This is a genomic window from Methylobacterium sp. NPDC080182, assembly GCF_050281105.1.
Lineage (GTDB): Bacteria > Pseudomonadota > Alphaproteobacteria > Rhizobiales > Beijerinckiaceae > Methylobacterium.
The window spans coordinates 15438-30291 of the sequence record NZ_JBNNWO010000010.1; the positions used below are offsets into that span (position 1 = coordinate 15438).

General features: G+C 72.8%; 12 protein-coding genes. 6 read left to right on the forward strand and 6 right to left on the reverse strand.

Annotation, left to right across the window (positions count from 1 at the left end):
- Positions 1 to 114: 114 nt before the first annotated feature.
- The 4 genes from ACQKQD_RS17725 to pedF form a co-directional block, all read right to left on the reverse strand.
- Entirely contained in the window at positions 115 to 774 is a 660-nt protein-coding gene (locus tag ACQKQD_RS17725; RefSeq protein WP_427509026.1) for a response regulator, read from the reverse strand.
- A 174-nt stretch (positions 775 to 948) separates the two neighbouring features.
- On the reverse strand, positions 949 to 2718 hold the full coding sequence (locus tag ACQKQD_RS17730; RefSeq protein ID WP_056527719.1) for a PQQ-dependent methanol/ethanol family dehydrogenase: 1770 nt from the start codon (positions 2716 to 2718) through the stop codon (positions 949 to 951).
- A 361-nt stretch (positions 2719 to 3079) separates the two neighbouring features.
- Positions 3080 to 3940: a substrate-binding periplasmic protein gene (locus ACQKQD_RS17735; protein WP_427509027.1), complete on the reverse strand. Its 861-nt coding sequence runs from the start codon at positions 3938 to 3940 to the stop codon at positions 3080 to 3082.
- Positions 3930 to 4358, reverse strand: coding sequence for a cytochrome c-550 PedF (pedF, locus tag ACQKQD_RS17740; RefSeq protein ID WP_427509028.1), 429 nt, complete (start codon positions 4356 to 4358; stop codon positions 3930 to 3932). The genes ACQKQD_RS17735 and pedF overlap by 11 nt, the downstream gene beginning before the upstream one ends.
- Before the next feature lie 217 nt (positions 4359 to 4575).
- Here pedF and ACQKQD_RS17745 point away from each other — a divergent pair, with 217 nt between their 5' ends.
- The 5 genes from ACQKQD_RS17745 (at position 4576) to ACQKQD_RS17765 (ending at position 11582) form a co-directional block, all read left to right on the forward strand.
- The gene (locus ACQKQD_RS17745) at positions 4576 to 5838 is read left to right on the forward strand and encodes an ABC transporter substrate-binding protein (protein WP_427509029.1); all 1263 of its coding nucleotides are present in this window, start codon (positions 4576 to 4578) and stop codon (positions 5836 to 5838) included.
- Positions 5835 to 6842 (forward strand): YVTN family beta-propeller repeat protein, encoded by a 1008-nt coding sequence (locus tag ACQKQD_RS17750; protein WP_427509030.1) that lies wholly within the window; start codon positions 5835 to 5837, stop codon positions 6840 to 6842. Before ACQKQD_RS17745 ends, ACQKQD_RS17750 begins: the two co-directional genes overlap by 4 nt.
- 317 nt (positions 6843 to 7159) lie before the next feature.
- Entirely contained in the window at positions 7160 to 9334 is a 2175-nt protein-coding gene (locus ACQKQD_RS17755; protein WP_427509031.1) for a 4Fe-4S binding protein, read from the forward strand.
- Complete coding sequence (locus ACQKQD_RS17760) at positions 9331 to 10308, forward strand: FAD:protein FMN transferase (protein ID WP_427509032.1); 978 nt, start codon at positions 9331 to 9333, stop codon at positions 10306 to 10308. Before ACQKQD_RS17755 ends, ACQKQD_RS17760 begins: the two co-directional genes overlap by 4 nt.
- A gap of 143 nt (positions 10309 to 10451) precedes the next feature.
- On the forward strand, positions 10452 to 11582 hold the full coding sequence (locus ACQKQD_RS17765) for a serine hydrolase domain-containing protein (RefSeq protein ID WP_427509033.1): 1131 nt from the start codon (positions 10452 to 10454) through the stop codon (positions 11580 to 11582).
- A 14-nt stretch (positions 11583 to 11596) separates the two neighbouring features.
- Here the strand turns inward: ACQKQD_RS17765 and ACQKQD_RS17770 are convergent, their stop codons facing one another.
- Positions 11597 to 12484 (reverse strand): LysR family transcriptional regulator, encoded by an 888-nt coding sequence (locus ACQKQD_RS17770; RefSeq protein ID WP_427509034.1) that lies wholly within the window; start codon positions 12482 to 12484, stop codon positions 11597 to 11599.
- Between the two features lie 93 nt (positions 12485 to 12577).
- Here ACQKQD_RS17770 and ACQKQD_RS17775 point away from each other — a divergent pair, with 93 nt between their 5' ends.
- Positions 12578 to 13573 carry an aldo/keto reductase gene (locus tag ACQKQD_RS17775; RefSeq protein ID WP_427509035.1) on the forward strand — a complete coding sequence of 332 codons (996 nt, stop codon included), beginning with the start codon at positions 12578 to 12580 and terminating at the stop codon, positions 13571 to 13573.
- Positions 13574 to 13577: 4 nt separating this feature from the next.
- Here the strand turns inward: ACQKQD_RS17775 and ACQKQD_RS17780 are convergent, their stop codons facing one another.
- Positions 13578 to 14729: a M20 family metallopeptidase gene (locus tag ACQKQD_RS17780; protein ID WP_020095051.1), complete on the reverse strand. Its 1152-nt coding sequence runs from the start codon at positions 14727 to 14729 to the stop codon at positions 13578 to 13580.
- Positions 14730 to 14854: the final 125 nt, after the last annotated feature.

The window sequence follows — 14854 nt, forward strand, 5'->3', positions numbered from 1 at the left end:
GGGTTTGTTCTGCGGCAGGCGCATATGATCCGGTCGCTGCACGGGGCGGGTCCGGACGCTCAGCCGCCGTCGCGGCGATCCCCGAGCCGCAGGCCGGATCCCGCGATCGCGTCGTTAGGCCGAGTGGCTGTTGTGGATCTGGTCGAAGTCGAGGGACGCCGTGTCGATCACGATCTGCGTGCGGCTGATGACCTCGAGCTTGCGCAGGATCTCCGAGACGTGCGCCTTCACGGTCGAGTCGCCGACCTGGAGCTCGTGGGCGATCTGCTTGTTGAGCTTGCCCTGACGGATCATCATCAGGACCCGCAATTGCTGCGGCGTCAGCCGGGCGAGGCGCTCGGCCAGCGGCGCCTTCTTGGACCGGGGCGCGGGCGCGCCGGCCTCGGCTAGCCCCGGCGGCAGGAACAGCGCCCCGCTCATCACCTCGGTGATCGCCCGGGTGAGCGTCGCCTTGTCCATGGCCTTGGGGACGAAGCCCGCCGCCCCGTGCTGCAGGGCCTCGCCGACGATGCGCGGATCCTCGTGGCCGGAGACGATCAGGATCGGGATGCGCGGGAAGCTCGCCCGGATGGTGATCAGCCCGTCGAAGCCGGTGACGCCCCGCATCGACAGGTCGAGGAGCGTCAGGTCGATGCCGCGGTTCGCGGCAAGCACCGCGCAGGCCGCCTCGATCCCGTCGGCCTCGTGCAGCACCGCGTCCGGGTGCGCGAGGCGGATCGTGGCCGCCAGGGCGTCGCGGAACAGCGGGTGGTCATCGACGATCAGGAGATGCACGGAGACCTCGGTCCTTCGCTCGAGATCCTCACAGGATCCGCCGAATACGCGGGCGGGAGGTCCGAAGGTGATCGATGCGGCCCCGGGGCGCAAGCGGGTGTTGAGACGACAGCCCGGCCCCGGGACCTGGGCGTGCCGGCCCGCGGGGACCGGCACGCTTTCGGTTGCGGGCCCTCAGCGCGACGCCACCGTCTTCGGCAGCTTGAACGCCCAGAAGCTGCCGCCCTGGTTGATGCCGGCCGTCGACTTGGCGACCTCGCCGCCCCAGAGCGGCACCGCGCCGCCCCAGCCGGCCGCGACGCCGACCCACTGCTCGCCGTCCTGCTCCCAGGTGATCGGCGAGGAGACCACGCCGGTCCCGACCTGGAACTTCCAGACCTCCTCGCCGGTCTTGGCGTCGAAGGCCTTCAGGAAGCCCTCCGGTGTGCCGGTGAAGACGAGGTTGCCAGCCGTGGTGAGCACGCCGGCCCAGAGCGGGGCCTTATTCTTGTACTCCCACACGACCTTGCCGGAGGCCGGGTCGATCGCCTTGAGCGAGCCGATATGGTCGTCGAAGACCGGCTTGATGGTGAAGCCGGCGCCGAGGTAGGCGGCACCCTTCTTGTAGTTCACCGGCTCGTTCCAGATATCCATGCCCCACTCGTTGGAGGGCACGTAGAACAGCTTGGTGTCGGGGCTGTAGCCGATCGGCATCCAGTTCTTGCCGCCGAGGAAGCTCGGCACCGCGAAGACCGACTTGCCCTTCTTGTCGTCGCCGGTCGCCTTGCTCGGGTCGCCGGGGCGGTTCTCCTCGTTGTAGATCGGGCGGCCGTTCTCATCGATGCCCTTGGCCCAGTTGATCTTCTCGACGAACGGCGTCGCCGAGATGAACTTCCCGTTGGTCCGGTCGAGGACGTAGAAGAAGCCGTTGCGGTCGGCGGTGGCGCCGGCCTTGATGGTCTTGCCGCCCTTGTTCAGGTCGAACGGCACGAACTCGTTGACGCCGTCGAAGTCCCAGCCGTCGTGCGGGGTCGTCTGGAAGCCCCAGACGATCTCGCCGTTGTCGGGGTTGAGGGCGAGTCGCGAGGAGGTCCACTTGTTGTCGCCCGGCCGGAGCCAGGAGTTCCACGGGCCGGGGTTGCCGGTGCCGAAGTAGATCAGGTTGGTCTCGGGATCGTAGGTGCCGCCGAGCCACGTGGCGCCGCCGCCGAACTTCCACATGTCGCCGGGCCAGCTCTCGTTGACCTTGCCGGTCATGGTCGAGGGCTTGCCGTTGAGCTCGCCCATGTGGCCCTCGATCACGGGGCGCTTCCACACGACCTCGCCGGTCTCGGCGTCGCGGGCCTCGATGCGCCCGATCACGCCGAACTCGCCGCCCGACACGCCGGTGATGATCTTGCCCTTCACGATGATCGGGGCGGCCGTGTAGCTGTAGCCGGCCTTGAAGTCGTCGATCTCCTTCCGCCAGACGACCTTGCCGGTCTTGGTGTTGAGCGCGACGAGCTTGGCGTCGAGCGTGCCGAAATAGACGTTGTCCTTGTAGAGCGCGGCGCCGCGGTTCACCACGTCGCAGCAGGGCAGGATGCCCTCCGGCAGGCGGGCGTCGTACTCCCACTTCTTCTCGCCGCTGCGGGAGTCGATCGCGTACATGCGCGAGTACGAGCCCGTGACGTAGATGATGCCGTCCTTGACCAGCGCCTGGCTCTCCTGGCCGCGCTGCTTCTCGCCGCCGAACGAGAACGACCAGGCCGGGACGAGACCCTTGATGTTGTCGCGGTTGAGCGTCTTCAGCGGGCTGAAGCGCTGGGCCTGCGGGCCGAGGCCGTAGGTGACCACGTCGCCGGGCGTCTTGGCGTCGTTGATGATGTCCTGCTCGGTGACCCCCTGGGCCATGGCCGGCAGGGCGCCGCCCGCCACGAGGGCGGCGACGCCCACCGCGGCGAGGAACCGGGTCCGCATTCTCATGACGTGTCCTCCGTGGTCGGCCCCGGTCCGTGTGGCCGGGGCATCCGGGTTTCGACGCGGGCCGCACGAGTCGCGGGGCGCCCCCTTGGAGGACGAAGCTATCGGGCTTCTCAGGAAAGTCTTATTGGCCATTGGTCCAATAAGGCCACTCTGCGGACCGGTGAATTCAATGTATTCGTCGAGATCGGCGCTCGGATTTGCGCGAATCCGAGGGAGGTCTCGTTCGGGAGGTCTGGTTCGGGAGGTCTGATGTTCGCTGTTACCGTCATCGCGAGCGCAGCGAAGCGACCCAGGGCAGCACAGCATCCCACGATGGCGCGCTGTCTGGATCGCTTCGCTGCGCTCGCGATGACGGATGCGCTCAATACCCCTTCGGCGGCGCGTAGGTGACGCCGTAGCTCTCGCAGATCGCCCTGAGCCGACCCTCCGCGTTCAGTGCCGTGATCGCGTCCCCGACCGCGTAGGCGAGGTCGCGGGAATCGGTCCTCACCGCGCCGCCGATCTCCCAGCGCGTTTTCACCAGCCCCGTCGACGGGACCGTGGCGATCGGGTTGTCGTCCTTCGGGGCCTTCGCGGCGGACAGCGCCGCCTCGATCGCCGCGCGGGTTCCGGCCAGGATCGGAGCCTCGCCGGCGAGGTAGGCCTTCGCGGCCTCCTCGAAGCTCCTGTAGTGCTTCAGGTTCGGGCGGAAGCGGCCGCCCTGGGCGGTCAGCAGCATCAGGTCGGCGGCGCCCGTGCCTTCCAGCGCGACGCTCCGGTCGCCGATGTCGTCGAGGCTGTCGAAGCCGTCCAGCACGCCCTTGCGGTACGCGAAGGCGATCTCCTGCTCGAAGTACGGCGCCGTGAAGAACACCTGCTCGTTGCGCAGGGCGAGCTGCCGGTCAGTCGGCACGTGCAGCATCAGGTCGGCGAGCGGCGTGCCGGCGAGGTCGCCGCGCCACAGGTTCAGGCGCAGGTCGCCGTCGACGTTCTCGCCGGCGTCGACCACGCGCAGGTCGAGCTTCACCTTGAGCCTGTCGGCGATCGCGCGGGCGAGATCGACGTCGATGCCGCGGGGCCTGCCGGTCTCCTCCCCGGAGAACGGCGCGTTGTCGCCGTAGACCGCCACCCGCAGGGTGCCGTCGGCCACGACCTGGTCCAGGGGGCGCGCGGCCGCCTCCGGCTGGAACCGGAGGGCCGCGAGCAGGCCGCAGGCGAGGAGGAGCCGCGCGCTACTCCTCATGCTTCGACTCGATGTAGCTCCGGATCGCCCACAGGCCCTCCTGCGAGATCACACCCTCGAAGGCCGGCATCTTGGTCACGCCGTTGATGACGGCGCCGTGCTTCATGCGCTCGACGAAGTACTCGTCGCCCTCCTTGCCCTGCGGCAGGTAGCGCAGGTCCGGGGCGAGGCCGCCGGAGATCATCTCCAGGCCGTGGCAGCGGGCGCAGTTCTGGTTGAAGCCCGAGGCGCCGATCGCGATGGCGTGCTTGTCGCCCTTGTAGGGGTTCTCGGCGACCCACTCGGCGCCCAGCGGCTTGAGGCCGTCGGTGTTGACCGGCTGGGGCTGGACGTCGCCGTGCCCGAGGGCGCCGGCGGTCGCCAGCGCCAGTCCCAGCGCCGCGAGCACGCCGCCCGCCGCCGTCTTCATCGTGCGCATCCGCCCCTCCCGTCGTCGTTGCACGACGGTTAGCAAGTACCGGGCGGCGGACCCATTATGCTTTGGTACGGATCGGCCAGATTAGCGCCATCCACCACTTGTGTTGCACTGCATCAAACCCGGTTTGTGCACCTTGGTCTAATATCGGAGGGCGCAACTCCGCTCCTAGACTCCCGGCCAAAGACGAGCGCCGCGGGGCTGGAGGAGACGGGCGGGGATGGTGTCCTCCGGTGCGCGGCGGCCCGGGATGCGCGGCGGGCCATGGGCCGGCCTGCGGCGCGCCGTCGTGCTGGCGGCCGTGGCGGCCATGGCGGCCATGGCGACCCTGGCGCCGGTCGCGCAGGGGCGGGCCGCGCCCGCGCCGGCGGGCCCGCCCCTGACGATCCGCTACCTGGAGCGGCGGGTCGAGCGGCCGGCGCCGCTGAACAACGAGGACCCGATCCCCGACGACGAGGGCGCCAAGGGCGCGGAACTCGGCCTGCGCGATTCCAACGCCACTGGCCGGTTCCTCGGCCTCGGCTTCGACCTCGGCACCACGATCGTCGAGCCGGGCGCCGACATCCGCCAGGCTTTCCGGGACCTCGCCGACCGGCGCTTCGTGGTGCTCAACGCCCCGGCCGCCGACGTCCTCGCCCTGGCCGACCTGCCGGAGGCGAAGGGCAGCGTGCTCCTCAACATCGGCGCCCCGGACACGCGCCTGCGCGACGCCGATTGCCGCCGGAACCTGCTCCACGTCCTGCCGTCCCGCGCCATGCTGTCCGACGCGCTGGTGCAGTTCCTGGCGTTCAAGCGCTGGTCCCGGATCCTGCTGGTGACCGGGCCGGCGCCAGCTGACGCGCTCTTCGCCGAGGCGCTGCGGCGCAGCGCGAGGAAGTTCGGCGCGCGGATCGTCGCCGAGACGCGCTACGACCCGCAGGGGGGCGACGTCCGCGACACGGCCCTGCGCGAGTTCGCCCTGCCGACCCGCGGGCCCGAGCACGACGTGGTCGCGGTGGCCGACGAGGCCGGCGCGTTCGGCGCGAGCCTCAACTACAACACCGCCTCGCCCCGGCCCCTCGTCGGCACGCAGGGCCTCGCGCCGGCCGCCTGGGGTCGGCCCGTCGAGGCCTGGGCCGCCGTCCAGCTCCAGGGGCGGTTCCGGAAGCTCGCCGGCCGCGCCATGCGGCCCGTCGACTGGGCCGGCTGGATGGCGGTGCACGTCGTCGGCGAGGCGGCCGTGAAGGCGCGCAGCACCGACCCCGCGACGGTCCGCGCCGCCCTGACGGCGCCCGGCTTCGAGATCGGCGGCTTCAAGGGCCGCCCCCTGAGCTTCCGCGCCTGGGACGGGCAGCTGCGCCAGCCGGTCTTCCTGCTCTGGCCCGGGGCCGTCACCGCGACGGCGCCGATCGAGGGCTTCCTCCACCACCGCACGGAACTCGACACGCTCGGCCTCGACGCGCCCGAGAGTGCCTGCCGCGCCTTCTCGGGGACGTCAGAATGACCCGGCTCGCCGCCCTCGCGCTGCTGCTCTGCCTCGCGGGCCCCGCGCGGGCGGAAGAGATCTTCGTCTCGAACGAGCGCGACAACACCGTCTCGGTGATCGACGGCGACAGCCTGGAGGTGCTGCGCACCTTCCCGGTCGGCCGTCGGCCCCGCGGGCTGACCTTCTCGCGCGACGGGCGGTCGCTCTACGTCTGCGCCAGCGATTCCGACGCCGTGCAGGTGATCGACCCGGAGACCGGGCAGGTCCGGCACGACCTGCCCTCGGGCGAGGACCCGGAGCAGTTCGCCCTGTCGCCCGACGGGCGCACCCTGTTCATCGCCAACGAGGAGAACGCCACCACCACGGTGGTGGACGCGCAGACCCGCCGGGTGCTGGCGCAGATCGACGTCGGCATCGAGCCGGAGGGCGTCGCGGTCAGCCCGGACGGCCGTACGGCCGTCACGACCTCCGAGACGACCAACATGGTCCACTGGATCGACACGCAGACCCTCGCGGCCGTGGACGCGACGCCGGTCGGGCAGCGGCCGCGCTTCGCCGCCTTCACGGCGGACGGGTCCCGGCTGTGGGCGTCCTCGGAGATCGGCGGCACCGTGTCGGTGATCGACGTCGCCACCCGCGCGGTGATCGCGACGATCGAGTTCGCCGTGAAGGGGATCGCGGCCGACCGGATCCAGCCGGTGGGCATCCAGATGGCGAAGGACGGGCGCCACGCCTTCGTGGCGCTGGGGCCGTCCGACCGGGTCGCCGTGGTGGATACCGCGACCTACCGGGTGGAGAGCTACATCCTGGTCGGCCGCCGGGTCTGGCAGCTCGCGCTCAACGCGGCGGGCACGCGGCTCTTCACCACCAACGGCGTCTCCGGCGACGTGACGGTGATCGACGCCGCGACGTTCCGGCCGATCAAGACCGTGAAGGTCGGCCGCTTCCCCTGGGGCGCGGCGGCGCGGCCGATGCCTTCGGCGCAGGCGACGGACGGGCGCGCCGCCGGTGCGGTGCCGTGACAGTCTGGCTGACGCGGACCCAGGCATCCGCCTCCCTCGTTGGAGGCTTCCGGATCCACACTGGGGGCTGGGCCACAGCGGAGCCGAAGGACACTCGGGTCCCCTCTCCCGTGCGGGAGAGGGACAGGGTGAGGGATCAGGGCCGTCGGGACGAGGCGCGAGGCGACCGCGGGTCAAGACCGTGCTCCATCCTGAAACTCATCGTCCCTCACCCCGACCCTCTCCCGCTCGGGAGAGGGGGCCCGTCGCGCATTGCCGCCGGCGTCGGTGCGCGACCCGGGCCTGTGACCGACGCGGCCTTGGGCGGAGGCAGCCAGATGACTCGGCCGCTGCGGAGCGCACCGTCTCCCAGGCCGCCCGCGCCGCGCACCGCCCTGGCCCGGGGCGCGGGCCTGCTCCTGCGCGCCGCACTGCTCCTTCTCGCCCTGCTCCTGCCGTCCCTCTCGGTCGACGCAGGCCAGCTCGATCGCGCCGCCCTCGAACGCCACTTCCCGCCCCCGCTGGTGGTCGGCGAGAAGGACGACAGGCTCCCGGTCTGGCCGATCCTGAAGCAGCAGGCCGGGTCCTACGAGGTCTTCGCCTACGCGTTCGAATCCGTCGACCTCGCACCGATCCCGGGCTTCGGGGGCACGCCCCCCGACCTGCTGATCGCGCTCGCCCCCGACGGGACCTTCTGGGACGTGACGGTGCTCGCGCACCACGAGCCGGTCTTCCTCGAGGGGCTCGGCCCGGAGCCGCTCCTCGCCTTCGTCGAGCAGTATGCCGGCCTGTCGGCCCGGCAGGCGATCCGGGTCGGGCGGCCCAACGCGCGGGCCGCTGGCGCCGCGCCGCAGACCACCGTCGACGGCATCTCCATGGCCACCGCCTCGACCCGGGTGATCAACCAGTCGATCCTGGCCTCGGCGCTGGCGGTCGCCCGCGCGAAGCTCGGCTTCGGGGCGGCCAATGTCGGCCTGAAGGTCGAGGCGAAGCCCGACCTCTACGAGCCCCTGACCCTGGCCGAGCTTCTTGCCCGGGGCTGGGTCCGGCGGTTGACGGTCACGAACGCGGACGCCGCCGCGGCCTTCCGGGGTACCGGCGTGGCCGATCCGTCCGAGGGTCCGGCCGACGCCGTGCTGACCGACCTCTACGTCGCCGCCCTGGACCCGCCCTCGATCGGCCGCAACCTGCTGGGGCCGGCGCGCTACGACGCGCTCATGCGCGAGCTCGGCGCCGGCAACCACGCCGTGATGGTCGTCAGCGCCGGGCCGGAGGACGCGCCCGAGAACCCGGTCGGCGACCGGTTCGTGCTGGGCGCCGTCCCCGACCGGCTGGCGATCGGCCAGGCCGGCCTGATCGTGAACGCCCGCGACATGGCGGTGGAGCGCCGCGACGCCGGCCTCGCCGAGGGGCTGCCGCCCGGCCCCTGGACGATCCTGCGGATCGACCAGGCCGCCGGCTTCGACCCGTCCGCGCCCTGGGTGCTGACCGAGACGATCGTCCGCGAGCGCGGGCAGATCCTGTCGGAGAAGATCGCCCGGACCTTCACGGTCGAGACCGCCCTGCCCGCCGACCTGTTCACGCGGGTCCGGCCCGATGACGGGCCGAGCTGGACCGACTCCTGGCGGCTCCGGGCGCCCGAACTCGCGCTGATCGGGCTGATGCTCGCGGTGCTGGTGCCGGTCCTGAGCCGCCAGCGCGGGCTGGTGGCGGACCAGCGCCGCTTCCCCCTCTTCCGCCTCGGCTTCCTGGCGCTGACCCTCGGCTTCGTCGGCTGGTACGCGCAGGCGCAACTCTCGATCGTGACCCTCGTCGGCCTCGTGCGGGCCGCGACGGTAACCCACGACCTCGCCTTCCTGCTCTACGACCCGCCCTCGCTGGTGCTCTGGGCCTTCGCGCTGGCCGCCCTGGTCGCCTGGGGGCGCGGCACGTTCTGCGGCTGGCTCTGCCCCTTCGGCGCGCTGCAGGAACTCGTCGCGCTGCTCGCCCGGCCGCTGCGCATCCGCCCGGTCGCGGTGCCGCCCGGCCTCGACCGGGCGCTGCGGTCGCTGAAATACGTCGTGCTGGCCGGCATCCTCGGTGCCGCCGCCGCGGGGTCGCCCCTCGCCGACACCCTGTCCGAGGTCGAGCCGTTCAAGACCGCCATCACCCTGTACTTCGTCCGGGCGTGGCCGTTCGTCGCTTACGCGGCCGGGCTGCTGGTGCTCAACCTGCTCGTCTACAAGGGCTTCTGCCGCTACCTGTGCCCGCTCGGCGCCGCCCTCGCCCTCCTCGGGCGGGTCCGCGTCCTCGACTGGATCCCGCGCCGGGCGGAGTGCGGCTCGCCGTGCCAGCTCTGCAAGGTCCGCTGCCGCTACGGCGCCATCGCGCCCTCCGGCCGGGTCGACTACGCCGAGTGCTTCCAGTGCATGGAGTGCGTGACGATCATCCACGATCCCGGGCAGTGCGTGCCGCAGGTCGTGGCGCGCAAGCGGGGCCGCCGCGCCGCGCCCCGGCCGGTGACCGTCGGATGAGCGCGCCGCCGCACTTCGCGCCGGCCCGGCGCCGACTCCTCGTCGGGGCCGCGGGGCTGGCCGCGCTCGGCGGCGTCGCGGCGTTGTGCGCCGCCGCGGCGTCGCGCGGGCTGGCGCTGCGCACCCGCGCCGGCCTCGCCTTCGGCACCACCGTGGCCCTGACCGCTGCCGGGCCCGACCCGTCCGCGGTCGAGGCCGCGCTCGACGACGGGTTCGCGGCGATGCGTGCCGTTGAGGCGGCCGCCAGCCTGTTCCGGGCCGACAGCGCCCTGGCCCGCCTCAACCGGGACGGGTCCCTCGAGGCGCCCGACCCGCACCTGCTCGCCCTGCTGCGCTTCGCCCTCGCCCTCGCGGCCGAGACCGGCGGCGCCTTCGACCCGACCGTCCAGCCGCTCTGGCCGGTCTGGGCCGGCGCGGCCGCCCGCGGCGAGCGCCCCGGGGCGGAGGCCCTGCGGGGGGCCCTATCGCGGGTCGGCTGGCGGCGCGTGCGGGTCGCGGCGGACCGGATCGTCCTAGAGCCCGGGACGGCCCTGACGCTGAACGCCTTGATCCAGGGCTACGCGGCCGACCAGGTCATGGCGGCTTTCCGGGCGCGCGGCATCGACGACGCCTTCGTGGATACCGGCGAGTTCGGCGCCGCCGGCGCGCATCCGGACGGCGCGCCCTGGCGCCTCGGTCTGGCCGATCCGCGCGATCCCGGCGCGGTCGCCGCCGTCATCGCCCCGTTCACCGGCTTCGCCGCGACCTCGGGCGACTACAACATGAGCTTCTCGGACGACCGCACCGACCACCACATCTTCGACCCGGCCACCGGCCGGTCGCCGCGCGGCCTGTCGTCGGTGACGGTCACCGCGCCGACGGGGCTCGTCGCCGACGGGCTGTCGACCGCCTGCATGGTCCTGGGCCGCGCGCGCGGCGCGGACCTCGTCGCGGCCCGTCCGGGCTGCGCCGTGCGCTTCACCGGGAAGGGCTGACACATCCGGCCCCGTCGTGCGGGGCGAGCCCCGAACCGCGGCGCGCGCCCTGCCCTCTCGGGGCCGATGGCTCTACGGAGGGTCCGATCCGCGGCGCAGGCCCTGCATGCGCCCGGACCGGAGAGGACCGTCAGGAGACGCGCGTGACCGAAGCGACCGGGCCGTACTGGCCGGCGGATGACTGGGCGGAGCAGGACCCGGGTGCGGCGGGGCTCGATGCCGGGCGGCTCGCGGACGCGGTGGCGTTCGCGCAGGCCCACGAGAGCGCGTGGCCGCGCAGCCTGTACTATCCCGACGGGCGCTACGTCGGGATCGTCGAGTGGAACGAGACGGGGCCCTGGAGCGCCGTCGACGGGCCGGTGCGCCCGCGCGGCGGCCCGGCGGGCGTGATCCTGAAGGGCGGCCGGCGCGTCGCCGCCTGGGGCGACACGGCCCGCCCGGACATGACCTTCTCGATCGCCAAGAGCTACCTCGCGGTGCTGGCCGGCCTCGCCCACGACGACGGCCTGATCCCCGACGTCGACGCGCCGGTGCGCGACAGCGTACCCGACCCGCTCCTCGACGGCCCGCACAACGGCGCGATCACGTGGCGCCACCTCCTGCAGCAGTCGAGCGAGTGGCAGGGGACCCTGTTCGGCAAGTCCGATCAGGTCGATCATTTCCGGCAGATCGGCCCGGGCGCCGACAACAGCCGCAAGGGCGAGGCGCGGGCGCTGCGGCGCCCCGGCACCTACTACGAGTACAACGACGTCCGGGTGAACCTGCTGTCGTACTGCCTGATGCGCCGCTTCGGCCGGGCCCTCCCGGACGTGCTCCGCGAGCGGATCATGGATCCGATCGGCGCCTCCCGCGACTGGGCGTGGCACGGCTACGACACGGCCTGGGTCGCGGTCGACGGCGCGCGGGTCCAGTCGGTCCCCGGCGGTGGCCACTGGGGCGGCGGCCTGTTCATCGGGGCCGACGACCACGCCCGCTTCGGTCTCCTCGTCGCCCGCGGCGGCGGCTGGAACGGGCGGCAGCTCCTCTCGGAGCGCTGGATCCGCGCCATGCTGACGCCCTCTCCGACCCTCGACAGCTACGGCTACCTCTGGTGGCTGAACCGCGGCGCGGCCGCCAAGCCGGAACTGCCGGCCTCGGCCTTCAGCGCCCTCGGGGCGGGCAACAACGTGATCTGGTGCGATCCCGAGCACGACCTCGTCGCGGTCCTGCGCTGGATCGACAAGGCGGCCCTCGACGGCTTCCTGCTGCGCCTCGTGGCGGCCCAGCGCCCGTAGGCGGGCCGGCGGCGCTAGCGGCCCCGGACGTGATCGACGAAGCTCCGGAGCAGCGGCCGCATCTGGCGGCGGCTCGGGTAGTAGAGGAAGAAGCCCGGGAAGGGCGGGCACCACGGGTCGAGGACCCGGATCAGGCGGCCGGCCGCGATGTCGGCCGCCACCTGCGCCTCGAAGAGGTAGGCGAGGCCTGCGCCGCCGCGCGCCGCTTCGGCCACCAGCCCGTCATCGTCGAGGACGAGGGTGCCGGTGACCGGGATCGACTGGGCGATCCCGTCCTTCTCGAGTTCCCAGAGGTAGAGGCCGCCGCTCGGGAAGCGGCGCCGGACGCAGACATGCCGGTGCAGGTCCTGCGGGTCCGCGGGCGTCCCGTGGCGGGCGAGATAGTCCGGCGCGGCGACGATCGCGCCGCGCTGCGGCGGGCCGAGCGGCACCGCGATCATGTCCTGGTCCAGGCTCTCGGCGAAGCGGACGCCGGCATCGAACCCCTCGGCGACGATGTCGCGGAAGCCGTCCTGCGCGCGGATCTCGATCTCGACGCCCGGATGCGCGCGGGTGAACGCGACGGCGAGCGGCACCAGCAGCATCTCGGCGGCCGACCGCGGCACCGAGATCCGCAGCGTCCCGGTGAGCCGCCGCTCCGCGGCGGTCGCCGCCTCGACCGCGTCGGCGATCGCCGCGAGGGCGGGCTCGAGACCGTCGAGCAGGCGCTGGCCCGCCTCGGTCGGGGCGACGCTGCGGGTCGTCCGCGCGAGGAGGCGCACGCCGAGGCTCGCCTCCAGGCCGTTGATCGCGTGGCTCACCGCCGAGACCGAGAGCCCGAGATCGCGCGCGGCGCCGCGGAAACTCCGGCGCGCCGCGACCGCGGCGAAGAGCGACAGGGCGGGGAGGTCGGCGCGTCTCACTGTTGAGCCGCATAGAACAGCCTGCGCCGCAGGTCACGGATTATCGCTGCCGGCGCCCCGTGCGAAGTCCGGCCCGCATCACGGGAGGCCCGCATGGATCACCGCCGACTCGGAACCGAACTCACCGTCTCCGCCCTCGGCCTCGGCTGCATGGGCATGAGCTACGCCTATGGCGGCCAGCCCGAGGGCGAGGCCACCGCCACGCTGCGCCGCGCCGTCGACCTCGGCATCACCCTCTTCGACACGGCCGAGATGTATGGCCCCTTCGAGAACGAGAAGCTGGTGGGCAAGGCCCTGGCGCCGGTCCGCGACCGGGTGATCATCGCCACCAAGTTCGGCTTCAAGATCTCCGAGACCGGCCAGGGCCCCGACCGGATCATCGGCGTCGACAGCCGGCCCGAGCACGTCCGGGCGGTCTGCGACGCCTCGCTCCGGCGCCTCGGCGTCGACGTCATCGACCTGTTCTACCAGCACCGGGTGGATCCGGCGGTGCCGATCGAGGACACGGTCGGCGCCATGGCCGATCTCGTGCGGGCCGGCAAGGTACGGGCGCTCGGCCTGTCCGAGGCCGGCGCGGCCACGATCCGGCGGGCCCACGCGGTCCACCCCATCGCCGCCGTGCAGAGCGAGTACTCCCTCTGGAGCCGCGATCCCGAGGCCGAGGTGCTGCCGACCTGCCGCGAACTCGGGATCGGCTTCGTGCCGTACAGCCCCCTGGGGCGCGGACTCCTGACCGGCGCGATCCGCGACCGCGACAGCCTCGCCGCCGACGATTACCGCCGCACGATGCCGCGCTTCGCGGCGGAGAACCTCGCGGCCAACCAGCGGCTGCTCGACACGCTCGCCGCCCTGGCGCGCGACAAGGGCGTCACGCCGGCCCAGCTCGCCATTGCCTGGGTGCTGAACCAGGGCGACTTCATCGTGCCGATTCCGGGCGCCCGCAAGATCCGGAACCTCGAGGAGAACGCGGCGGCGGCCGGTCTCGTCCTGGCCGAGACCGACCTGCGGGCCATCGCGGACGCGATGCCCGCCGAGGCGGTGACCGGCGACCGCTACGGTGCCGCCGGGCTGGCGATGGTCGGTCTCTGAACCGTCAGAGCGCCGCGATGGTCTCGGCCATCGCGCGCGCCCGCGGCACAAGGCTTCCCACCTCCAGGTACTCCTCGGGCGAGTGGGCCTTGCCGCCCACCGGGCCCACGGCGCAGAGCGTGGGGCACCCGACGCTGGCGGTGAAGCCCGAATCGGCGCAGCCGCCTGCGAACTCGCCGGTGACGGGGTTGCCGCCCTCCGCGCTCACCCTTGCGTAGGTGTCGAACAGCGCCCGCGAGGCCTCGTCCTGCACGAGCGGCAGGAACTCGCCCTTGATGGTGAGATGCGCGGTCGTGTCCGGCACCGTCGATCCGGCCACGATCGCGGCGATCCGGTCCATGGCGGCCTCGCGGTCGGGCGGGGTCACGTAGCGCAGGTCGATCTCGCAGGTGACCCGGGGCGCCACGGTGTTCACCGACTGGCCGCCGGAGACCAGGCCGACATTGACCGTGGTGCCGCGGTCGAGGTCGGTCAGCGCGTGGAGCGCGACGGTCTTGTGGGCGAGCTCTAGGATGGCGCTGCGCCCGTCGGCGTAGTTGCCGCCGGAATGGGCCGCCCTGCCGAGCACCTCGAGGTGCATGAACACCCCGCCCTTGCGGCCGGTGACGACGTTGCCGGTCGGCCGCCCCGGCTCGGAATTCAGCACCGCGCGGGCGCCCCGGGCGGTCTCCTCGATGATCGGCCGGCAGGCCGGCGAGCCGATCTCTTCGTCGCTGGTGAACAGGCCGACGAGCGGCACCGGCGCGCCGCCGGCGCGGTGATAGGCGGCCAGAACGAAGGCGTTCATCACGAGGCCCGCCTTCATGTCGGCGACGCCCGGCCCGTAGGCGCGGCCGTCGGCGACCCGGAACGGCCGGCGGGCCGGCTCCCCCTTCGGGAAGACGGTGTCGCGGTGGCCCATGAGCACGACCGGCCGGTTGCCGCCGCCCGATCCGGCCACGCTCGCCTTCAGCGCGTCGCCGTAGCCGTCGACCGGGATCGTGGTCACCGGGATGCCGTGGCCGGCGAGGAACTCCGCGATGCGGATGCCGACCGCGTCGACGCCCGGCTTGTCGTAGGAGCCGGAATCGATGTTCACCAACTCCTCGAGGAGCGCCAGCATCGCGCCCTCCTGCCCGTCGAGCCATCGGAGGACGTCGGTGTCATGGGCGGTCATGGGGGCCTCGTACCGGGGTCAGCAGGATTGCGCAGACCGTCTTTGCGAGCGCAGCGAAGCAACCCAGCGTCGCGCAACCTCCGGCAGCATAGCGCAGACTGGATTGCTTCGCTCCGCTCGCAAGG

What these genes read in the sequence shown, in the direction of transcription:
- ACQKQD_RS17730 (WP_056527719.1), bottom strand. Translation starts at nt 2,718, where the DNA reads ATGAGAATGCGGACCCGGTTCCTCGCCGCGGTGGGCGTCGCCGCCCTC.
- ACQKQD_RS17735 (WP_427509027.1), bottom strand. Translation starts at nt 3,940, where the DNA reads ATGAGGAGTAGCGCGCGGCTCCTCCTCGCCTGCGGCCTGCTCGCGGCC.
- pedF (WP_427509028.1), bottom strand. Translation starts at nt 4,358, where the DNA reads ATGCGCACGATGAAGACGGCGGCGGGCGGCGTGCTCGCGGCGCTGGGA.
- ACQKQD_RS17745 (WP_427509029.1), top strand. Translation starts at nt 4,576, where the DNA reads ATGGTGTCCTCCGGTGCGCGGCGGCCCGGGATGCGCGGCGGGCCATGG.
- ACQKQD_RS17750 (WP_427509030.1), top strand. Translation starts at nt 5,835, where the DNA reads ATGACCCGGCTCGCCGCCCTCGCGCTGCTGCTCTGCCTCGCGGGCCCC.
- ACQKQD_RS17755 (WP_427509031.1), top strand. Translation starts at nt 7,160, where the DNA reads ATGACTCGGCCGCTGCGGAGCGCACCGTCTCCCAGGCCGCCCGCGCCG.
- ACQKQD_RS17760 (WP_427509032.1), top strand. Translation starts at nt 9,331, where the DNA reads ATGAGCGCGCCGCCGCACTTCGCGCCGGCCCGGCGCCGACTCCTCGTC.
- ACQKQD_RS17775 (WP_427509035.1), top strand. Translation starts at nt 12,578, where the DNA reads ATGGATCACCGCCGACTCGGAACCGAACTCACCGTCTCCGCCCTCGGC.
- ACQKQD_RS17780 (WP_020095051.1), bottom strand. Translation starts at nt 14,729, where the DNA reads ATGACCGCCCATGACACCGACGTCCTCCGATGGCTCGACGGGCAGGAG.